Here is a 19,596-nt window from a genome sequence, read left to right on the forward strand (position 1 = left end):
GCGCTCAGGGCGCGTCCGGAGATTGCCAACAGGGTATGCCGAAATGGCTCATCAGTTCTGCGGTTTCGCACAGGGGCAGCCCGACGACCGCCGAATAACTGCCATCGAGGCCCGCCACGAACACCGCGCCGAGCCCTTGAATGCCATAGCCGCCGGCCTTGTCCCGGGGTTCGCCGCTGGCCCAATAGGCAGCGGCTTCATCGCGACTGATCAAGCGAAAGCGCACTCGACTGCGCACCACCCGCGACTCGCAGCGTTCGCCTTCGAGCACGGCGATGGCCGTCAGCACCTCATGCTCGCGTGCGGACAACATCATCAGCATGGCGCATGCGTCGGCTTCGTCCACCGGTTTGCCAAGAATTTTGCCATCCAGCACCACGGCGGTGTCGGCGCCGAGCACGCAGAACGGCGAATCGGACATCACCGTGCGCCGCCCGGCCTCGGCTTTGCCGCGCGCCAAGCGCTCGACATAGGCCGACGGGGTTTCATCGGGAAGCGGGGTTTCATCGATGTCCGCGCTGACGGCGGTGAACGGCACGCCGATCTGCGTGAGCAATTCACGCCGGCGCGGTGAGCCGGAGGCGAGGTAAAGCGGCTTCATCAAAACATCTCCCTGTTTAGTGCCCTGCCTCAAAAACGGCACCGGTACGGGCCTATGCCTGACGAATCAGTTGATTCTGTAGCGTCGGCGCAATCCACGCAGGGCAAAGCTGACCCACGGCCAGAGCAAGGCACTGACCAATGCCGGCAGCACCAACGCCAGTGTTGGCTGACGATTGCCGGTCAAGGCGCTGAGCCAGAGCTGGACAAGCTGGGCGAGGCCGAAGATCACCAGGATCACCAGGCTCTGCTGCCACATCGGGAACATTCGCAGACGCTGCTGCAACGACAGCACCAGAAACGTGATCAGCGTCAGGATCAGCGCGCTTTGTCCCAGCAACGTGCCATAAAGCACGTCTTCCGCCAGGCCCAGGCAAAACGCGGTGACCATGCCGACCTTCTGCGGCAAGGCGAGCGCCCAGAATGCCAGCAGCAAGGCCAGCCAGAGCGGACGCAGGATTTCCATGAATTGCGGCAACGGCGAAACGCTAAGCAGCAGACCGATGGCAAAGGTCAGCCAGACGATCCAGCCGTTTCGGGACGCAGTGGCTCCGACCATTATTCTTGTCTCCCGGTGGCGGCAGGCGTGGCAGGCGGCTTGGCCGGTCGTGCGCTGGCGGGCTGAGCGGCCGGTGGTTTGGCGGCGGCCGGGGCTGCTGCGGCCGGAGCCGGTGCAGCGGCAGGCACAGTGGCGGGTGTTGAAGCCGGCGCCGGCGTCCCCACCGGTTTCGGCACGGTGTTCGGAATGACCGGGCCGCCGCCCTGTGCATCAAGGTTTTCCTGGGCCTGTGCGGCATCGTTGGCGCGTTCTTCCGGCGTGCGGGCGTCGCTGAACACCAGCAGCATGTAACGACTGCGGTTCAACGCGGCGGTTGGCACAGCGCGGACGATCGCAAATGGCTGACCGGAATCGTGGATCACTTCACGCACCGTCGCTACCGGATAACCGGCCGGGAAGCGTTGACCGAGACCGGAACTGACCAGCAAATCGCCTTCCTTGATGTCGGCGGTATCGGCGACGTGACGCAATTCCAGCCGTTCCGGATTGCCGGTGCCGCTGGCAATCGCACGCAGCCCATTGCGATTCACCTGCACCGGAATGCTGTGGGTCGAATCGGTCAGCAACAGCACACGGGAGGTGTATGGCATCAACTCGACGACTTGGCCCATCAGGCCCCGGGCGTCGAGTACAGGCTGGCCGAGCACCACGCCATCACGCTCACCTTTATTGATGATGATGCGATGGGTGAACGGGTTGGGGTCCATGCCGATCAACTCGGCCACTTCGACCTTTTCATTGACCAGCGCGGAAGAATTGAGCAACTCGCGCAGACGCACGTTCTGCTCGGTGAGGGCGGCAAGCTTCTGCATGCGCCCTTGCAACAGCAGGTTTTCGGTCTTGAGTTTTTCGTTATCAGCGACAAGCTCGGTGCGGCTGCCGAATTGACTGGCGACACCTTCCCACAACCTTACCGGCAGGTCAGTGATCCAGTAGGCATCCATGAGCACCAGCGACATCTGGCTGCGTGCAGGCTTGAGCACACTGAAGCGGGCATCGACCACCATCAGCGCGACCGACAACACGGCCAGCACCAACAGGCGTATGCCCAGTGAAGGGCCCTTGGCGAAAAGCGGTTTAATAAGCCGCTCTCCTTGGGCAATGGTTCTGTTTATTCATACGGCATCAAACCGGCCTGGATGAAGACTGACAGAAGATAAACGCCAACAGGCAGCACTGCAAAGTGCTGCCTGCGCGCTCACCCACGAATTGCAAACCGCGAATTACTCGCTGGAGAGCAAGTCCATGGTGTGCTTATCCATCATTTCCAATGCACGGCCACCGCCGCGGGCCACACAGGTCAGCGGATCTTCGGCGACGATCACTGGCAGACCGGTTTCCTGGGCCAGCAATTTGTCGAGATCACGCAGCAACGCGCCACCACCGGTCAGCACCAGGCCACGCTCGGCGATGTCGGAAGCCAGTTCCGGCGGCGATTGCTCCAGAGCGCTTTTCACGGCCTGAACGATGGTTGCCAGGGACTCTTGCAGGGCTTCCAGCACTTCGTTGGAGTTCAGGGTGAATGCGCGAGGAACGCCTTCAGCCAGATTACGGCCGCGAACGTCGACTTCGCGAACTTCGCCGCCCGGGTAGGCAGTGCCGATTTCCTGTTTGATGCGCTCGGCGGTCGATTCACCGATCAGGCTGCCGTAGTTGCGGCGCACGTAGGTGATGATCGCCTCGTCGAAACGGTCGCCGCCAACCCGTACGGATTCGGCGTAAACCACACCGTTGAGCGAGATCAAGGCGATTTCGGTCGTACCACCACCGATGTCGACAACCATCGAACCGCGCGCTTCTTCAACCGGCAGGCCGGCACCGATCGCAGCCGCCATCGGCTCTTCGATCAGAAACACTTCACGGGCACCGGCACCAAGGGCCGATTCACGGATGGCGCGACGCTCAACCTGAGTGGACTTGCATGGAACGCAGATCAGCACACGAGGGCTAGGCTGCAGAAAGCTGTTTTCGTGAACCTTGTTGATAAAGTATTGCAGCATCTTTTCGCAGACGCTGAAGTCGGCGATCACGCCGTCCTTCATCGGACGAATGGCGGCAATGTTGCCCGGCGTACGGCCGAGCATGCGCTTGGCCTCGGTGCCGACAGCCACGACACTTTTCTGGTTACCGTGTGTCCGAATGGCCACAACCGATGGCTCATTCAGGACGATACCGCGCTCGCGCACGTAAATAAGGGTGTTGGCAGTGCCCAGGTCAATAGAGAGATCGCTGGAAAACATGCCACGCAGTTTCTTGAACATGGGAAAGGGACCCTAGGCAACGCGTGGGTAAAAAAGTGCGGCAAACTCTAACAACGACAGGGATTTTGGGCAAGGCGCCAATATGTTAAATTGGCCGCTTTTCTGTGCACCAAGCCCCACAATCGCGGCCATGTGACCGTAGAAGTGCGGTAGTGTTCCGACAATCTAACACACGGACGCCGTCCGTCTTGTTTTCCACTGGAGAATCCCGATGGCGCTAGAACGCTCCGACGTGGAAAAAATCGCCCATCTGGCCAGCCTTGGCCTTAATGATGCCGATCTTCCGCACATCACTTCCGCCCTCAACAGCATTCTCGGTCTGGTCGACGAAATGCAGGCGGTAGACACCGACGGCATCGAGCCGCTGGCCCACCCGCTGGAAGCCAGTCAGCGCCTGCGCGCCGACGTCGTGACCGAGACGAATAATCGCGAGGCTTACCAGTCCATCGCACCAGCGGTCGAAAACGGCCTGTATCTGGTTCCGAAAGTCATCGACTAAAGGGAAAGAGCCTGCAATGCATCAAATGACTCTGGCCGAGATCGCCCGCGGTCTCGCCGATAAAAAGTTTTCCTCCGAAGAGCTGACCAAAGTCCTGCTGGCGCGTATCACCCAGCTCGACCCACAGCTCAATAGTTTCATCAGCCTTACCGAAGCGCTGGCCCTCGAGCAGGCGAAAGCTGCCGACGCGCGCCGGGCCAACGGTGAGAGCGGCGCCCTGCTCGGCGCGCCGATCGCCCACAAAGACCTGTTCTGCACCCAGGGCATTCGCACCAGCTGCGGCTCGAAGATGCTCGACAACTTCAAGGCCCCGTACGACGCCACCGTGGTCGCCAAACTGTCCGCTGCCGGCGCCGTGACCCTGGGCAAGACCAACATGGACGAATTCGCCATGGGTTCGGCCAATGAGTCGAGCTGGTACGGCGCGGTGAAAAACCCGTGGAACCTGGAACACGTGCCGGGCGGTTCGTCCGGCGGTTCGGCGGCGGCCGTGGCCGCGCGCCTGTTGCCGGCCGCCACCGCGACCGACACCGGCGGCTCCATTCGTCAGCCTGCCGCGTTCACCAACCTCACCGGCCTGAAACCGACCTACGGTCGTGTTTCGCGCTGGGGGATGATTGCTTACGCCTCCAGCCTCGATCAGGGCGGACCGTTGGCTCGCACTGCCGAAGACTGCGCGATTCTGTTGCAAGGCATGGCTGGCTTCGATACCAAAGACTCCACCAGCATCGACGAACCGGTTCCGGATTACAGCGCCAGCCTCAACACGTCGCTGCAAGGTCTGCGCATCGGTGTGCCGAAGGAATATTTCGGTGCCGGTCTCGACCCGCGCATTGCCGATCTGATCCAGAACAGCATTAAAGAGCTGCAGAAGCTCGGTGCCGTGATCAAGGAAATCAGCCTGCCGAACATGCAGCACGCGATTCCTGCCTATTACGTGATCGCGCCGGCAGAGGCCTCCTCCAACCTGTCGCGTTTCGACGGCGTGCGTTTCGGCCACCGCTGCGAAAACCCGGTCAACCTGACCGACCTGTACAAGCGCTCCCGTGGCGAAGGTTTCGGCCCGGAAGTTCAGCGCCGGATCATGGTCGGTGCCTACGCGCTGTCCGCCGGTTATTACGACGCCTATTACCTGAAAGCGCAGAAGATCCGTCGTCTGGTGAAAAACGACTTCATGGCGGCATTCAATGAAGTCGACATCATCCTCGGCCCGACCACGCCAAACCCGGCCTGGAAACTCGGCGCCAAGAACAGCGATCCGGTCGCCGCTTATCTGGAAGACGTCTACACCATCACCGCCAACCTCGCAGGCCTGCCGGGCCTGTCGATGCCCGCCGGTTTTGTTGACGGTCTGCCGGTCGGCGTGCAGTTGCTCGCTCCGTATTTCCAGGAAGGCCGTTTGCTCAATGTTGCGCACCAGTATCAGTTGAACACTGACTGGCACACCCGCACCCCAACCGGCTTCTGAGGAGAAACACATGCAATGGGAAGTCGTGATCGGGCTGGAGATTCACACCCAGCTCACCACCCGGTCGAAAATCTTTTCCGGTAGTTCCACCCAGTTCGGTTCCGAGCCGAACACTCAGGCCAGCCTGATTGACCTGGGCATGCCCGGCGTATTGCCGGTGCTGAACGAGGAAGCGGTGCGCATGGCGGTGATGTTCGGTCTGGCGATTGACGCCGAGATCGGTCAGCACAACGTGTTCGCCCGCAAAAACTATTTCTACCCGGATCTGCCGAAGGGCTATCAGATCAGCCAGATGGAATTGCCGATTGTCGGCAAGGGCCATTTGGACATCGCGCTCGAAGACGGCACGGTCAAACGTGTCGGCATCACCCGCGCGCACCTGGAAGAAGACGCTGGCAAAAGCCTGCACGAAGAGTTCAACGGTGCCACCGGCATCGACCTGAACCGTGCCGGCACGCCGCTGCTGGAAATCGTTTCCGAGCCGGACATGCGCAGCGCCAAGGAAGCCGTGGCTTACGTCAAGGCGATGCACGCGCTGGTTCGTTATCTGGGCATCTGTGACGGCAACATGGCTGAAGGTTCGCTGCGTTGCGACTGCAACGTATCGATTCGTCCGAAAGGCCAGGTCGAGTTCGGCACCCGCTGCGAGATCAAGAACGTCAACTCGTTCCGTTTCATCGAGAAGGCGATCAACTCCGAGATCCAGCGTCAGATCGAGCTGATCGAAGACGGCGGCAAAGTGATCCAGCAGACGCGTCTGTACGATCCGAACAAGGACGAAACCCGTCCGATGCGCAGCAAAGAAGAAGCCAACGACTACCGTTACTTTCCCGATCCGGATTTGCTGCCTGTCGTCATCGAAGATTCGTTCCTTGACGAGGTGCGCGGTACCCTGCCGGAACTGCCACCGCAGAAACGCGAGCGCTTCCAGGCGCAGTTCGGTCTGTCGGCGTACGATGCCAACGTGCTGGCCACCAGCCGTGAGCAAGCGGACTACTTCGAGAAAGTCGCGAGCATCGGCGGCGACGCCAAACTGGCGGCAAACTGGGTGATGGTCGAGCTGGGCAGCCTGCTCAACAAGCAAGGCCTGGACATCGACGAGTCGCCGGTTTCGGCCGAGCAACTGGGCGGCATGCTGCTGCGCATCAAGGACAACACCATCTCCGGCAAAATCGCCAAAGTGGTGTTCGAAGCGATGGCCAACGGCGAAGGCAGCGCAGACGAGATCATCGACAAGCGCGGCCTCAAGCAAGTGACTGACAGCGGCGCGATTTCGGCGGTGCTGGATGAAATGCTTGCCGCCAATGCTGAACAAGTCGAGCAATACCGTGCAGCGGATGAAGCCAAACGCGGCAAGATGTTCGGCTTCTTCGTCGGCCAGGCCATGAAAGCCTCCAAAGGCAAGGCCAACCCGCAGCAGGTGAACGAATTGCTGAAAAGCAAGCTCGAAGGCTGATGCAAATGGAGCCAGACCCAACGCCTGGCTCCATCTCCGGCAGGAGTGAGCCTGCTCGCGATAGCGCCCTGCCAGACACACCAAGAGTGACTGGAAAACCGCTATCGCGAGCAGGCTCACTCCTACATTGATTCGGGAAACCTTTGAATGAAGCGTCTGCTCATCAGTTGCGGCCTGCTCTCCCTGCTCGCCGGCTGCGCCAGCACCGACATCATCGACCCGCACGGTTACGACCAGTCCGGCGTCGCGTCCTATTACGGGGCCAAACATCACGGTAAACGCACCGCCAGTGGCGAAGCGTTCAACCAGAATGCCCTGACCGCCGCCCACCGCCAGTTGCCGTTCGGCACGCGGGTGAAAGTCACTAATCTTAAAAATGACGAATCCGTCGTGGTGCGCATCAACGACCGCGGCCCGCATACGCGCGGGCGGCTGATTGATGTATCGCGCGGGGCGGCCGAGCAACTCGGCATGCTGCGCAGCGGCACCGCGCGGGTTCGCGTGCAAGCCCTCGACGACTGATACGGAGCGCCCGCCATCTTCGGACTCGCCGATTTACCCCTGATCAACCTGATCGAATTGATCGCCGGGTTGTTCCTGTTGATCGTCGGGGCCGAACTCATGGTACGCGCCGCCGTGCGCGTGGCGGTGCGCCTGCATGTCCGTCCGCTGATCATCGGCCTGACCATCGTCGCCTTCGGCAGCAGCGCGCCGCAAATGGCCGTCAGCCTCCAAGCCGCCCAGGCGCACACGCCCGATATCGCCGTCGGTAGCGTGATCGGCAGCAGCATTTTCAACATCCTCGTCACCCTCGGCCTGTCGGCGTTGATCATTCCGCTGCGGGTCTCGCGGCAATTGGTACGTCTGGACATTCCGCTGATGATCGGCGCCAGTCTGCTGGTGTTCGTACTGGCAGGAAATGAAGAATTCGGGCGCTTCGACGGTGCGCTGTTGCTGGCGGCGCTCGCGCTGTACCTCGGCTTGTTGCTGCGCCAGTCACGACACTCGACGCGTCCTCATGCGGAACATCCGCAGGCACCGACTTCCTGGACGGTCAGCCTGCTGATGATCGTCGCGGGCCTGGCCATGCTTGCATTCGCCGCGCATCTGCTGCTCGGCGCGGCGGTGGCCGTGGCAACCGATCTGGGATTATCGGAACGGGTGATCGGCCTGACCGTCGTCGCAATCGGCACCTCGTTGCCGGAATTGGCCACTTCGCTGATTGCCGCATTGCGCGGCCAGCGCGACATTGCCGTGGGCAACGTGATCGGCGCCAACCTGTTCAACCTGCTCGGGGTGCTCGGCCTTACCGCGATGATTGCGCCCGTGCCGCTGTCGGTGTCGCCCAATGCGCTGGATTTCGACCTGCCGGTGATGCTCGGCGTCGCCCTGTTATGCCTGCCGATTTTCTATTCAGGCTATCGCGTGACCCGCGCTGAAGGCTTGTTGCTGCTCGGCCTGTATCTCGCCTACGGACTGCATGTGGTGTCGTTCACCACCGGCATGCCGCTGGCCGGTCGGCTCGAACGGCTGATGCTGTTTTACGTCCTGCCGACGCTGCTGACGTTCCTGTTTTTTACGTCAGTGCGCGCCTGGCGCCGCCAACATAACAAGAGGGATGTGCCATGACCGATCCGAAGCAGTCCGGGATTGAAGTCCGTCGTCAGGTAATGGGCGATGCGTTTGTCGACCGCGCGCTGGGTAATGCCACCGAGTTCACCCAGCCGTTGCAGGATTTCGTCAACGAACATGCGTGGGGCGGCGTGTGGAATCGTGAGGGTCTGTCGCTGAAAACCCGCAGCCTCATTACCCTCGCTGCGTTGACCGCGCTCAAATGCCCGCAAGAATTGAAAGGCCATGTTCGCGGTGCGCTGAACAACGGCTGCACCGTGGAAGAAATCCGCGAGGCGCTACTGCATTGCGCAGTGTATGCCGGTGTGCCGGCCGCTATTGATGCGTTTCGTGCGGCGCAGGAAGTGATCGACAGTTATCAGAAACCCAAGTGACTGACCGGACGCCTTCGCGGGCAAGCCCGCTCCCACAGAGACTGGCTGTGTTAATGAAATCTGATTAACAACACCGAACCTGTGGGAGCGGGCTTGCCCGCGAAGAGGCCCGAGAGAGCGCTTCAACACTCCGGCTAGATCCACCCACCCCACTGCAACAAAAAGATCCCGATGTTGGTGGTGATCGCCGCCATCAATGTGGTGATCACAATGATCGCCGCCGCCAACTCATGATTGCCTTCGGCCGCCCGGGCCATGACGAAACTGGCGGCCGCCGTCGGGCTGCCGAAGTACAGAAAAAGAATCCCCAACTCCGCCCCGCGAAAGCCCCACAGCCACGCGCCAAGCGTCGCCAGCACCGGCAGGCCGACCATTTTCACCAGACTGGAACTCAGCGCCATCTTGCCGCTCTTGCGCAACGCGGCCAGCGACAGGGTGCCGCCTATGCAGATCAGCGCCAGCGGCAATGTCGTTTGCGCCAGATATTGCCCGGACGTTTCCAGCCATCCCGGCAGACCGATCTTGAAGTAAGCAAACGGCGCCGCCGCAATCACGCTGATGATCAGCGGATTGCTGAACACGCTTTTGCAGATGCTCCACGGATCAGACTTGATCACCGGGCTGTACACCGCCAGCACGATGGTCGAGAGCGTGTTGTAGAACAGGATCACCAATGCCGCGAGAATCGCCCCGAGGGAAATTCCGTAATCACCGTACATGCTCGCTGCCAGCGCCAGGCCGATCACCCCGTTATTGCCGCGAAACGCACCTTGGGTGTAGATGCCGCGATCAACTTTTGGACATCTGAAAATCGCCCAGCCCCAGGCCAGCGCAAAGCTCACCAGGGTGGCTATCGAGAAATAGATCAACAGCGCCGGTTGCAGCGCGGCGTGCAGGTCGGCATGCAGGATGCCCAGAAACAGCAGCGCCGGCATGGTGACGTTGAACACCAGGGACGATGCGGTGTGGATGAAGTTATCGTTGATCCAGTTGATGCGCTTGAGCAGCACACCGAGAAACAGCATGGCAAACACCGGCGCGGTGATGTTCAAGGTTTCGAGGAATATTGCCAGCATGCCGGGGTGAACCTTTGGTGAGCGTCATTAGGGGGCTAATGATAAGCCACAAGTCCTCCGGCGTCTTTCAGACCGCTTTCGCGAGCGGGCTCGCTCCTACAGTGATCTTCAGTGTTCACACAATATGTGCAACAAAAGAAGCACCCTGTAGGAGCGAGCCTGCTCGCGAACCAGGCAACTCGGTCCTACGTGATCGGCGCCGGATTGAACAACGTGATGTCGTTATACAACTTGTGCTTTTCAGCCCACGTTTGCTGCTTACCGCTCGCCACATCCAGGTAGTAGTGGAACAACTCCCAGCCCAACTCCTCGATAGAAGCGCGCCCGGTCGCGATCCGCCCGGCATCGATATCGATCAGATCTGGCCAGCGCTGCGCCAGTTCGGTACGGGTCGACACCTTCACCACTGGCGCCATCGCCAGGCCGTATGGCGTGCCGCGACCCGTGGTAAATACGTGCAGATTCATCCCCGCCGCCAGTTGTAAGGTGCCGCAGACAAAGTCACTGGCCGGCGTCGCGCAGAAGATCAGGCCCTTCTGCTTGACGCGCTCACCCGGGCCAAGCACGCCAGTGATGGCGCTGCTGCCGGATTTGACGATCGAGCCCAACGATTTTTCGACAATGTTCGACAGCCCGCCCTTCTTGTTGCCCGGCGTAGTGTTGGCGCTGCGATCCGCTTCGCCCTTGGCCAGGTAACGGTCGTACCAATCCATTTCGCGCACCAGTTCCTTGGCGACGGTCTCGGTTTGTGCCCGGGAAGTCAGCAGGTAAATGGCGTCGCGCACTTCGGTGACTTCGGAAAACATCACCGTCGCGCCGGCACGCAGCAGCAAATCGGAAGCGTAGCCCAGCGCCGGGTTGGCGGTGATGCCGGAAAACGCATCGCTGCCGCCGCACTGCATGCCGAGGATCAACTCGGACGCCGGCACAGTTTCCCGGCGGCGCTGGTCGAGTTTCTTCAAGCGGACTTCAGCCAGTTGCATGATCTGCTCGATCATTTCGGTGAAACCGTGGCTGGAGTCCTGCAAGCGGTACAGCCAAGGATCGCTGAGATCCACCGACGCATCGTCCTCGTGCATCACCTGCCCGGCCTGCAATTTCTCGCAGCCCAGGCTGATGACCAAGGCTTCGCCACCCAGGTTCGGGTTGCGCGCCAGATTGCGCACGGTGCGGATCGGGATGTACGCGTCGGTGGCGGTGATCGCCACGCCGCAGCCGTAACTGTGAGTCAGCGCCACCACGTCATCGACGTGCGGATACTTGGGCAGCAACTCATCCTTGATGCGCTTGACCGCATGATCCAGCACCCCGGTGACGCACTGCACCGTGGTGGTGATCCCCAGAATGTTACGCGTGCCGACAGTACCGTCGGCGTTGCGATAACCCTCGAAGGTGAAGCCTTCCAGCGGCGCTTCGGCCTGCGGCACTTCGGTGGACAGCGGCAGGCTGTCGAGCGGCGGCGCGGTCGGCATGCGCAGTTGATCTTCCTTGACCCAACTGCCACGGGGAATCGGCTGCAAGGCATAACCGATGGTCTGGCCGTAACGAATGACCTGGCCACCCACGGGAATGTCTTCCAGCGTGACTTTGTGGCTCTGTGGCACGAAGTCCACAGTCACCAGGCCATCAGCGAATTCAGTGCCCGCAGGCACGCCTTGGTCGTTGACCACAATCACTACGTTGTCCCGCTCGTGCAGGCGGATGTAGCGCGGCGAGTCGGAATGTTCAATCAACTGCATGACGCCGCTCCTCAGGAATGCGCTTGAGACAATTTACCGGTGGCTTCAGTACCGCCAGCGCTTGGCGGCTCTTTGAGTACCACACGCTTGATCGGGCCGACGATCACCAGGTAGCTGAACACCGCAACCAGCGCGTTGCAACCGACAAACACCAGCGCCCACTTGAACGAGCCGGTGGAGCTGATGATGTAACCGATGACGATTGGTGTGGTAATCGACGCGATGTTACCGAAGGTGTTGAACAAGCCACCACTCAGACCGGCGATCTGCTTCGGCGAGGTGTCGGACACGACCGCCCAGCCCAGTGCGCCAACGCCTTTGCCGAAGAAGGCCAGGGCCATGAAGCCGACCACCATCCATTCAACGTCCACGTAGTTGCACGCCACGATGCTGCTGGAGACCAGCAGACCAGCGATGATCGGCGCCTTGCGAGCGAAGGTCAGGGAGTGGCCCTTGCGCAGCAGGTAGTCGGAAATCACGCCGCCGAGCACGCCGCCGATGAAACCGCAGATGGCCGGCAACGAAGCGATGAAACCCGCCTTGAGGATGGTCATGCCGCGTTCCTGCACCAAGTACACCGGAAACCAGGTCAGGAAGAAGTAAGTGATGCCGTTGATGCAGTACTGGCCCAGATATACGCCAAGCATCATGCGATTGGTCAGCAACTGACGGATGTAATCCCACTTCGGACCGTCGGACTTTTTGCCCTTTTGATCCATGTCGACCATGCCGCCGTTGTCGGCGATGTGCTTGAACTCTGCCTCGTTGATACTTGGGTGTTCGCGTGGGCTGTAGATAACCTTCAACCACACCAGCGAGAAGATGATCCCGAGGATACCCATGACGATGAACACGTGTTCCCAGCCGAACGAGTAGACGATCCAGCCCATCAGCGGCGCAAACAGCACGGTCGCAAAATACTGCGCCGAGTTGAAGATCGCCGAGGCGGTGCCGCGTTCAGCGGTCGGGAACCAGGCGGCCACGATGCGTGCGTTACCGGGGAAGGATGGCGCTTCGGCCAGGCCCACCAGAAAGCGCAGCATGAACAGCGCCACGATGGCCGTGGACATGCCGAACTCACCGACAAAGCCTTGCAGCACGGTGAACAGCGACCAGGTGAAAATGCTCAGGGCATACACTTTCTTCGAGCCGAAACGGTCGAGCAGCCAGCCGCCAGGAATCTGGCCGGCCACGTAGGCCCAACCGAATGCAGAAAAGATATAACCAAGGGTGACCGCGTCGATACCGAGGTCTTTTTGCAGGCTGGAGCCGGCGATTGCGATAGTGGCACGGTCAGCGTAGTTGATCGTGGTCACCAGAAACAGCATGAGCAAGATCAAATAGCGGACGTGCGTCGGCTTGGACGATTGCATGTAGAGGTACTCCCACAAATTATTTTTATGCGCGGGTGAATCTTCTTTGGTCTGTCTTGTGGTGTAGGAGCAGCCCAACGCTGCGATCTTTTGATCCTGATCTTCAAAAACAAAATCAAAAGATCGCAGCCTGCGGCAGCTCCTACACACGGGGTGTTGCAGCGCCACCACCGTGGCGCTTGTTTTTTACGAACCGATGTAGGCGGTTTTTACGACGGTGTAGAACTCTTGCGCATAGCGGCCCTGCTCGCGCGATCCGTAGGACGAACCTTTACGGCCACCAAACGGAACGTGGTAATCCACGCCGGCGGTCGGCAGGTTGACCATCACCATCCCGGCCTGGGAGTGGCGCTTGAAGTGGTTGGCATACTTAAGCGACGTGGTAGCAATGCCCGCCGACAGACCGAATTCGGTGTCGTTGGCCATGGCCAGCGCCGCCTCGTAGTCCGCCACGCGAACCACGTTGGCCACCGGGCCGAAGATCTCTTCGCGGCTGATGCGCATCGACGCTTCGCTGTCGGCAAACAGCGTCGGCGCGAGGAAGTAACCTTCGGTGTCGCAGGTCACCAGACCACCGCCGCTGACCAGACGCGCACCTTCGGACTGGCCGATGTCGATGTATTTCATGTCCTGTTCGAGCTGCGCTTGCGAAACCACCGGCCCGATGTCGGTGCCTGCCTTCAGCGCGTGGCCGACCTTGATCGACTTCATGCGCTCGGCCATGGCGTCGACGAATTTGTCGTGGATGCCTGCGGTCACGATCAAACGGCTCGACGCGGTGCAACGCTGGCCAGTGGAGTAGAACGCACTCTGTACGGCCAGTTCGACGGCTTGCTTGAGGTCGGCGTCGTCGAGAATGATCTGCGGGTTCTTGCCGCCCATTTCCAACTGAACCTTGGCCTGACGCGACACGCAGTTGACCGCGATCTGGCGGCCCACGCCCACGGAACCGGTGAAGCTGATGCCGTCGACTTTCGGGCTGTTGACCAGCGCCTCGCCAACTACGCGACCGCTGCCCATCACCAGGTTGAACACACCGGCCGGGAAACCGGCACGGGAGATGATTTCAGCCAGCGCCCAGGCGCAACCCGGCACCAGATCCGCAGGCTTCAGCACCACGCAGTTGCCGTAGGCCAGGGCCGGGGCGATTTTCCACGACGGGATGGCAATCGGGAAGTTCCACGGGGTGATCAGGCCCACCACACCGAGGGCTTCGCGGGTTACTTCGACGTTGACACCCGGGCGCACCGACGGCACGTAGTCGCCGGACAGACGCAGGCATTCACCGGCGAAGAATTTGAAAATGTTGCCGGCGCGGGTCACTTCACCGATGGCTTCCGGCAGGGTCTTGCCCTCTTCACGGGCCAGCAGGGTGCCGAGTTCTTCGCGACGAGCGAGGATTTCTGTACCGACTTTGTCCAGCGAATCGTGACGGGCCTGAATGCCCGACGTCGACCAGGCCGGAAACGCAGCGCGCGCGGCGTCGATAGCGGCGTTGACTTGAGTCAGATCAGCCTTGGCGTAGTCGCCGATGGTGTCGCTCAATTCCGACGGGTTAATGTTGGCCGAGTAATCGGAACCGGCGATCCATTCACCGTTGATGTAGTTGTCGTAACGCTTTGCATCTGCCACGGGCATGCCCTCGAAACTGGAAACTTCACGCAAAAGGCCGCTGATTACTCAGCGGCCTTGTTTATTGACTTGTTACTGAGCGCCTTGCTTGTCGATCAGCGCGGCGAGCATTTCGTACTCTTCGCCGGTCAGATCGGTCAGCGGCGCACGCACTGGGCCTGCGTCGTAGCCGGCGATTTTTGCACCTGCCTTGACGATGCTCACGGCGTAACCGGCCTTGCGATTACGGATGTCCAGATACGGCAGGAAGAAATCGTCGATGATCTTGCCGACGGTGGCGTGATCTTCGCGGGCAATGGCGTGGTAGAAATCCATCGCGGTTTTCGGGATGAAGTTGAACACCGCCGACGAGTAAACCGGTACGCCCAGCGCCTTGTAGGCAGCGGCGTAGACTTCAGCGGTCGGCAAGCCGCCCAGGTAGCTGAAGCGATCGCCCAGGCGACGACGGATCGACACCATCAGTTCGATATCGCCCAGACCGTCTTTGTAACCGATCAGGTTCGGGCAGCGCTCGGCCAGACGTTCCAGCAGCGGCGCGGTCAGGCGGCAGACGTTACGGTTGTAGACAACCACGCCGATCTTCACTGATTTACACACGGCTTCAACGTGGGCGGCAACGCCGTCCTGGCTGGCTTCGGTCAGGTAATGCGGCAGCAGCAACAGGCCTTTAGCGCCCAGACGCTCGGCTTCCTGAGCGTATTCGATGGCCTGGCGGGTCGAACCACCGACGCCGGCGAGAATTGGCACGCTGGTTTCACAGGTGTCGACGGCAGTCTTGATGATTTCCGAGTATTCGCTGGCAGCGAGGGAGAAAAACTCACCGGTGCCGCCGGCAGCGAACAGCGCCGAGGCGCCGTAAGGGGCCAGCCACTCAAGGCGCTTGATGTAGCCAGCGCGATTGAAATCGCCCTGGGCATTGAAATCGGTTACCGGGAACGACAGCAGACCGGCAGAGAGGATGGACTTCAGTTCTTGTGGATTCATTATTCGAACACCCTGGTAGCAACGTTTTTTGTGATTGAATCGTTCAGCGTCTCGGCTGAGGTTGTAGGTCATCGTACAACTTAAAATATAACCGTCAACTGCATTTCATCGTTGGGTGCGATTTTTTGTCGGACAAAAAGCTTTTTTGTGGGCATGAGAACTCGTGCATCACCCTGAAAGGCACGGCTCAGAAACCATTGCGGGGGATCAGATGAGCGGGAATTTCAATGCTTGGCGTTGACATATCCGGTCAAGGTTCGATGTCACCCCGCCACGATTGAGTCAGGGTAAGGTGCGACAACTGCCACGACGGATCGTGGTGGAGTCATTCAAGGAGAGCGATTCATCATGACCTTTGCCCAGCCGATTCTTGCTCAATTCCCCGATCACCCCACCGACCAGGCAAGCGTGTCGTTATCGGCATTGACCGAAGCTTTGCTCGTCCAGGTACCGGATTCGAACGATATCCCGGCGAACTGGAGCGTCTATCCGATCCTCGGCGAAGACCCGCAAAATCCTGACTGGACTGGTGCCGAAGAAGAAACCGGCGTCTGGGACGATGCCACCGACGATGCGCTGAAGCGCACGAACATCGAATTGCGCATCCCTCAAGCAGTGTTGGAACACTACCTGAACAGGCCCATCATTCTGCGCTACAAGTTCCAGGATGAATCCAGCCTGGAGCCGTGCTCGCTGCCCGTCAAATTGCACATCACCGCTTAAACACAGCGGACATCTGCTTGTCTTCGACACCTGAACCTAAGCTCGACCGCTCGTCGAGACTGGTAGTTTTTACAGGTGTGGAAGCCCAGACCGTTCAAGTCAAATTGGCAAAGGAGGTAACAGGCCTGCTCCGTCAACGCGAGGTTGTAGCTCGACCGTCTTTAAAAGGCCTGGTCCGTCATCGAAAGGATGCAAATCATGAGCGCTACCCAAACTATTTTGCCCGCACCGATCTTGCAAGAAGCGCTAGATAACGTCTTGCATGTAGGGCAGCTCGAAGGCCCGGCACACGCTCAAGTGATGGTGATGCCGTCCGCCGTTACCGGCGCGACAGTCGATTTATCTGTGAAAACTTCGACAGGCAACGAATGGCAAGGCTCGACAGTTGTTGTCCAAGTACCCGGCACACTCAATTTCAAGGTTCCGAAGGATGTCTTCGAGAAGGGATTGACGCCAGGTGCCAGCGCCAAGCTCCGTTACACACTTACCAACCCTGGCAACAGTCCTGTTGTTTCACAGGAACTGAAAATCCAACTCCAGGAATAAACCGTCAACGTTGCGCCTGCGCCTCTTCATGAGCCTGGCGCAGCCTTTCGCGGCTGTTGGTCAGGTGCAGGCGCATGGCTGCGCGCGCGGCATCGGAATCCTGGCGGGCGATGGCGTCGTAGATTTCTTCGTGCTCGCGGCTCAGGCGACCCATGTAGTGTTGCTGGTCATCGTGAGCGAGGCGCGCCGAGTTCAGACGGGTACGCGGAATGATGCTGGTGCCCAGGTGGGTCATGATGTCGGTGAAATAGCGGTTGCCGGTGGACAGGGCAATTTCCAGGTGGAAGGCGAAGTCCGAGGCCACGGCGTCACTGGCGTGGGCCGCGCTTTCGTTCAAGGCGTCAAGGGCGGCGCGCATGGCGGCCAGTTGTTCGGCGCTGCGGCGTTGCGCGGCGAGGCCGGCGGATTCCACTTCGAGGCTGATGCGCAATTCGAGAATCGCCAGCACATCACGCAGAGTGACTACCGTGGCCGGGTCGATACGGAAACCGCTCGGGCTCGGCGTGTCGAGCACGAAGGTGCCGATACCGTGGCGGGTTTCAACTTGCCCGGCAGCCTGCAGACGGGAAATCGCCTCCCGCACCACGGTGCGGCTGACGCCATGGGCCTCCATGATCGCCGACTCGGTGGGCAGTTTATCGCCGCGCTTGAGCAGTCCGTCGCGGATCTGTTCAGACAGCACCGTCACCAGTTCCTGTGCCAGGCTGCGACGCTTGCGAGGGAGGCGCGGGGTGTCCATCAGGTTTTCCATGGTCTGCATCTTGTCTCGAAAATTCGGCTTGGTGGGCATCATAGCTCAAGCCGGTTGTACGATCACTTTCCGTTCACATCGCAAATCCTGTGGGAGCTGGCTTGCCAGCGATGAGGCCTATCCTTCAACAAAGATTTTGACTGACCCGACGCCTTCGCTGGCAAGCCCGCTCCCACAGGTATTAAGTGCTGATCAGGCGGTGATGGTTTGATCCACCAGATGGCCGTTATCAATACGCACATGCCGTGGATGAAAACGCTTGAGGCTGCTGCGGTGGCCGACGCTGACAATGCTCAGGCCCGGCAACTCGTCGATCAGCGCCTGATACAGCGTCGCTTCATCCTCTTCATCCATCGCCGACGTCGCTTCATCCATGTACAGCCATTGCGGTGCGAACAGCAGTGCGCGGGCGAAGGCCAGACGTTGCTGCTCACCCGGCGACAACATGCGCTGCCAGTGATTGGCTTCATCGAGGCGCGAGACCAGATGCGGCAAGCGGCAGGTTTCCAGCACCTGTGCATAACGTTCGCGGGCGTAGGTGTCGCCCGGTTGTGGATAACTCAACGCCTCACGCAAGGTACCGATCGGCAGATACGGTTTTTGCGGCAGGAACAAGTAACGCGCCGATGGCAAGCGGATCGAACCGTGCCCCGCCGGCCACAAATGCCCCATTGCCCGCAACAGCGTCGACTTGCCGCTGCCGGAACGGCCGCTGAGCATCACGCGCTCGCCCGCCTCGACGGTCATGTCGGCATGAGTGAGCAGATGGCGACCGTCAGCGAGATCCAGGCCGAGGTTCTGCACCTTCAATTCGTCGCCCTGATTCTGCACGTCGATGGCCGGCGCGCGTTCTTCGTTGTCGGTCATGGCCTGGCGGAAGCTCAACAGACGATCGCAAGTGGCACGCCACGCAGCCAGTTCCGAGTACGCGCTGATGAACCAGCTGAAATTTTCCTGCACGTTGCCGAAGGCCGAGTTGATTTGCATCAGCTCACCCAGTTCGATCTTGCCGGCAAAGTAACGCGGTGCCGCCACAATGAAGGGGAAAATGATCGCGATCTGGCCGTAACCCGAGGTGAAGAACGTCAGGCGCTTGGACACGCGCATGATGTCCCAGAAGTTGTGCCAGACGAGGCCGAAGCGGCTGCTCAAACGGCGATTTTCGTTCGGCTCGCCGTTGTACAACGCAATGCTTTCGGCGTTCTCGCGCACCCGCACCATGGAAAAACGCAGGTCAGCTTCGAAGCGTTGCTGTTGATTGTTCAGGCCGATCAGGCGCCGGCCGATCAAGTGCGTCAGCCAGCTGCCGACCGCCGCATACACCAGCGCGCACCAGAACATGTAGCCGGGAATGGTGAAGCCGAACACCTCGATGCTGCCCGACACGCCCCACAAAATGATCGAGAACGACACCAGACTGACCACGGTACGGATCAGCCCGAGCCCCAGGCTCAGGGTGTTGGCGGTGAAGGTGTTGAGGTCTTCGGAGATCCGCTGGTCAGGGTTATCCGTGTAACCACCCTGCTCCAACTGGTAGTAATTCTTGTGGGCGAGCCAACGGGCAAAGTGTTTCTCGGTCAGCCAGGCCCGCCAGCGGATGGTCAGCATTTGCGTCAGGTACAGGCGATACACCGCGCCGAGGATCGCCACGGCCGCGATGCCGCAAAAATACAGAATCAATTGCCAGAACGCCGCCTCGTCTTTCTTTTGCAGGGCGTTGTAAAAGTCTTTGTACCAACTGTTGATCCACACCGAAATCGCCACGCTAAACAGCGAAAGCGCAATCACGGCGATCAACAACGTCCAGGCCTTGCCCTTCTCTTCGCTGCGCCAGTAAGGCGTGACCATCGCCCACACCTTGCGAAAGAACTGCCCGCGCACAGCATCGTTGACCGCGGAATATTCAGCGTTCTGATTCATGAA

The 19,596-nt window shown here is 60.1% G+C and carries 19 protein-coding genes; 8 read left to right on the forward strand and 11 right to left on the reverse strand.

Annotated elements, in window-relative coordinates; translation table 11 throughout:
- Positions 1 to 4 precede the first annotated feature (4 nt).
- The 4 genes from GIW69_RS01020 to mreB all read right to left on the reverse strand — a co-directional run bounded on the left by GIW69_RS01020 (position 5) and on the right by mreB (position 3,420).
- On the reverse strand, positions 5 to 601 hold the full coding sequence (locus GIW69_RS01020) for a Maf family protein (RefSeq protein WP_236480295.1): 597 nt from the start codon (positions 599 to 601) through the stop codon (positions 5 to 7).
- 66 nt (positions 602 to 667) lie between these two features.
- Positions 668 to 1,159: a rod shape-determining protein MreD gene (mreD, locus tag GIW69_RS01025; protein ID WP_236480296.1), complete on the reverse strand. Its 492-nt coding sequence runs from the start codon at positions 1,157 to 1,159 to the stop codon at positions 668 to 670.
- Complete coding sequence (mreC, locus tag GIW69_RS01030) at positions 1,159 to 2,241, reverse strand: rod shape-determining protein MreC (protein ID WP_496570881.1); 1,083 nt, start codon at positions 2,239 to 2,241, stop codon at positions 1,159 to 1,161. The genes mreD and mreC overlap by 1 nt, the downstream gene beginning before the upstream one ends.
- Positions 2,242 to 2,382: 141 nt before the next feature.
- Positions 2,383 to 3,420: a rod shape-determining protein MreB gene (gene mreB, locus GIW69_RS01035; RefSeq protein WP_002555108.1), complete on the reverse strand. Its 1,038-nt coding sequence runs from the start codon at positions 3,418 to 3,420 to the stop codon at positions 2,383 to 2,385.
- 211 nt (positions 3,421 to 3,631) lie between these two features.
- Between mreB and gatC the strand changes: the two genes are divergently transcribed.
- The 6 genes from gatC (at position 3,632) to GIW69_RS01065 (ending at position 8,849) form a co-directional block, all read left to right on the forward strand.
- Positions 3,632 to 3,919 (forward strand): Asp-tRNA(Asn)/Glu-tRNA(Gln) amidotransferase subunit GatC, encoded by a 288-nt coding sequence (gene gatC, locus GIW69_RS01040; protein WP_236480297.1) that lies wholly within the window; start codon positions 3,632 to 3,634, stop codon positions 3,917 to 3,919.
- Between the two features lie 16 nt (positions 3,920 to 3,935).
- On the forward strand, positions 3,936 to 5,387 hold the full coding sequence (gene gatA, locus GIW69_RS01045; protein WP_236480298.1) for an Asp-tRNA(Asn)/Glu-tRNA(Gln) amidotransferase subunit GatA: 1,452 nt from the start codon (positions 3,936 to 3,938) through the stop codon (positions 5,385 to 5,387).
- 10 nt (positions 5,388 to 5,397) lie between these two features.
- Entirely contained in the window at positions 5,398 to 6,843 is a 1,446-nt protein-coding gene (gatB, locus tag GIW69_RS01050; RefSeq protein ID WP_236480299.1) for an Asp-tRNA(Asn)/Glu-tRNA(Gln) amidotransferase subunit GatB, read from the forward strand.
- Positions 6,844 to 6,990: 147 nt separating this feature from the next.
- On the forward strand, positions 6,991 to 7,365 hold the full coding sequence (locus GIW69_RS01055; protein WP_236480300.1) for a septal ring lytic transglycosylase RlpA family protein: 375 nt from the start codon (positions 6,991 to 6,993) through the stop codon (positions 7,363 to 7,365).
- Positions 7,366 to 7,413: 48 nt separating this feature from the next.
- Positions 7,414 to 8,472: a calcium/sodium antiporter gene (locus GIW69_RS01060; RefSeq protein ID WP_236480404.1), complete on the forward strand. Its 1,059-nt coding sequence runs from the start codon at positions 7,414 to 7,416 to the stop codon at positions 8,470 to 8,472.
- A complete protein-coding gene (locus GIW69_RS01065) occupies positions 8,469 to 8,849 on the forward strand; it encodes a carboxymuconolactone decarboxylase family protein (RefSeq protein ID WP_236480301.1) in 381 nt (126 codons plus the stop codon). Before GIW69_RS01060 ends, GIW69_RS01065 begins: the two co-directional genes overlap by 4 nt.
- Positions 8,850 to 8,983: 134 nt before the next feature.
- On the opposite strand, the gene GIW69_RS01070 is transcribed toward GIW69_RS01065, so the two are convergent.
- The 5 genes from GIW69_RS01070 to kdgD all read right to left on the reverse strand — a co-directional run bounded on the left by GIW69_RS01070 (position 8,984) and on the right by kdgD (position 15,653).
- The gene (locus GIW69_RS01070; RefSeq protein ID WP_236480302.1) at positions 8,984 to 9,925 is read right to left on the reverse strand and encodes an AEC family transporter; all 942 of its coding nucleotides are present in this window, start codon (positions 9,923 to 9,925) and stop codon (positions 8,984 to 8,986) included.
- Between the two features lie 185 nt (positions 9,926 to 10,110).
- Complete coding sequence (gene garD / locus GIW69_RS01075; RefSeq protein WP_236480303.1) at positions 10,111 to 11,664, reverse strand: galactarate dehydratase; 1,554 nt, start codon at positions 11,662 to 11,664, stop codon at positions 10,111 to 10,113.
- An 11-nt stretch (positions 11,665 to 11,675) separates the two neighbouring features.
- The gene (locus GIW69_RS01080) at positions 11,676 to 13,208 is read right to left on the reverse strand and encodes an MFS transporter (protein ID WP_496570875.1); all 1,533 of its coding nucleotides are present in this window, start codon (positions 13,206 to 13,208) and stop codon (positions 11,676 to 11,678) included.
- Positions 13,209 to 13,223: 15 nt separating this feature from the next.
- Positions 13,224 to 14,669 (reverse strand): aldehyde dehydrogenase family protein, encoded by a 1,446-nt coding sequence (locus GIW69_RS01085; RefSeq protein WP_236480305.1) that lies wholly within the window; start codon positions 14,667 to 14,669, stop codon positions 13,224 to 13,226.
- A 72-nt stretch (positions 14,670 to 14,741) separates the two neighbouring features.
- Positions 14,742 to 15,653, reverse strand: coding sequence for a 5-dehydro-4-deoxyglucarate dehydratase (kdgD, locus tag GIW69_RS01090; protein ID WP_042557640.1), 912 nt, complete (start codon positions 15,651 to 15,653; stop codon positions 14,742 to 14,744).
- Positions 15,654 to 16,001: 348 nt separating this feature from the next.
- On the opposite strand from kdgD, the gene GIW69_RS01095 reads away from it, so the two are divergent.
- Positions 16,002 to 16,376, forward strand: coding sequence for a hypothetical protein (locus GIW69_RS01095; protein WP_236480306.1), 375 nt, complete (start codon positions 16,002 to 16,004; stop codon positions 16,374 to 16,376).
- 198 nt (positions 16,377 to 16,574) lie between these two features.
- On the forward strand, positions 16,575 to 16,922 hold the full coding sequence (locus GIW69_RS01100) for a hypothetical protein (protein WP_236480307.1): 348 nt from the start codon (positions 16,575 to 16,577) through the stop codon (positions 16,920 to 16,922).
- A gap of 4 nt (positions 16,923 to 16,926) precedes the next feature.
- Here GIW69_RS01100 and GIW69_RS01105 read toward each other — a convergent pair whose 3' ends face one another.
- Both GIW69_RS01105 and GIW69_RS01110 read right to left on the reverse strand, forming a co-directional pair.
- Positions 16,927 to 17,673 (reverse strand): FadR/GntR family transcriptional regulator, encoded by a 747-nt coding sequence (locus GIW69_RS01105; RefSeq protein ID WP_236480405.1) that lies wholly within the window; start codon positions 17,671 to 17,673, stop codon positions 16,927 to 16,929.
- A 192-nt stretch (positions 17,674 to 17,865) separates the two neighbouring features.
- Positions 17,866 to 19,593: an ABC transporter ATP-binding protein/permease gene (locus tag GIW69_RS01110; RefSeq protein WP_236480308.1), complete on the reverse strand. Its 1,728-nt coding sequence runs from the start codon at positions 19,591 to 19,593 to the stop codon at positions 17,866 to 17,868.
- Between the last annotated feature and the right edge of the window lie 3 nt (positions 19,594 to 19,596).

Origin of the sequence: Pseudomonas syringae (assembly GCF_021605415.1) — a bacterium.
GTDB lineage: Bacteria > Pseudomonadota > Gammaproteobacteria > Pseudomonadales > Pseudomonadaceae > Aquipseudomonas > Aquipseudomonas syringae_S.

Excerpts from the sequence above, each read along its gene's own strand:
- GIW69_RS01105 (WP_236480405.1), bottom strand. The coding sequence starts at position 17,673 with ATGGAAAACCTGATGGACACCCCGCGCCTCCCTCGCAAGCGTCGCAGC.
- gatC (WP_236480297.1), top strand. The coding sequence starts at position 3,632 with ATGGCGCTAGAACGCTCCGACGTGGAAAAAATCGCCCATCTGGCCAGC.
- GIW69_RS01100 (WP_236480307.1), top strand. The coding sequence starts at position 16,575 with ATGAGCGCTACCCAAACTATTTTGCCCGCACCGATCTTGCAAGAAGCG.
- GIW69_RS01110 (WP_236480308.1), bottom strand. The coding sequence starts at position 19,593 with ATGAATCAGAACGCTGAATATTCCGCGGTCAACGATGCTGTGCGCGGG.
- mreB (WP_002555108.1), bottom strand. The coding sequence starts at position 3,420 with ATGTTCAAGAAACTGCGTGGCATGTTTTCCAGCGATCTCTCTATTGAC.
- GIW69_RS01065 (WP_236480301.1), top strand. The coding sequence starts at position 8,469 with ATGACCGATCCGAAGCAGTCCGGGATTGAAGTCCGTCGTCAGGTAATG.
- GIW69_RS01055 (WP_236480300.1), top strand. The coding sequence starts at position 6,991 with ATGAAGCGTCTGCTCATCAGTTGCGGCCTGCTCTCCCTGCTCGCCGGC.
- kdgD (WP_042557640.1), bottom strand. The coding sequence starts at position 15,653 with ATGAATCCACAAGAACTGAAGTCCATCCTCTCTGCCGGTCTGCTGTCG.
- gatB (WP_236480299.1), top strand. The coding sequence starts at position 5,398 with ATGCAATGGGAAGTCGTGATCGGGCTGGAGATTCACACCCAGCTCACC.
- GIW69_RS01095 (WP_236480306.1), top strand. The coding sequence starts at position 16,002 with ATGACCTTTGCCCAGCCGATTCTTGCTCAATTCCCCGATCACCCCACC.
- GIW69_RS01070 (WP_236480302.1), bottom strand. The coding sequence starts at position 9,925 with ATGCTGGCAATATTCCTCGAAACCTTGAACATCACCGCGCCGGTGTTT.
- garD (WP_236480303.1), bottom strand. The coding sequence starts at position 11,664 with ATGCAGTTGATTGAACATTCCGACTCGCCGCGCTACATCCGCCTGCAC.
- mreD (WP_236480296.1), bottom strand. The coding sequence starts at position 1,159 with ATGGTCGGAGCCACTGCGTCCCGAAACGGCTGGATCGTCTGGCTGACC.
- GIW69_RS01020 (WP_236480295.1), bottom strand. The coding sequence starts at position 601 with ATGAAGCCGCTTTACCTCGCCTCCGGCTCACCGCGCCGGCGTGAATTG.
- gatA (WP_236480298.1), top strand. The coding sequence starts at position 3,936 with ATGCATCAAATGACTCTGGCCGAGATCGCCCGCGGTCTCGCCGATAAA.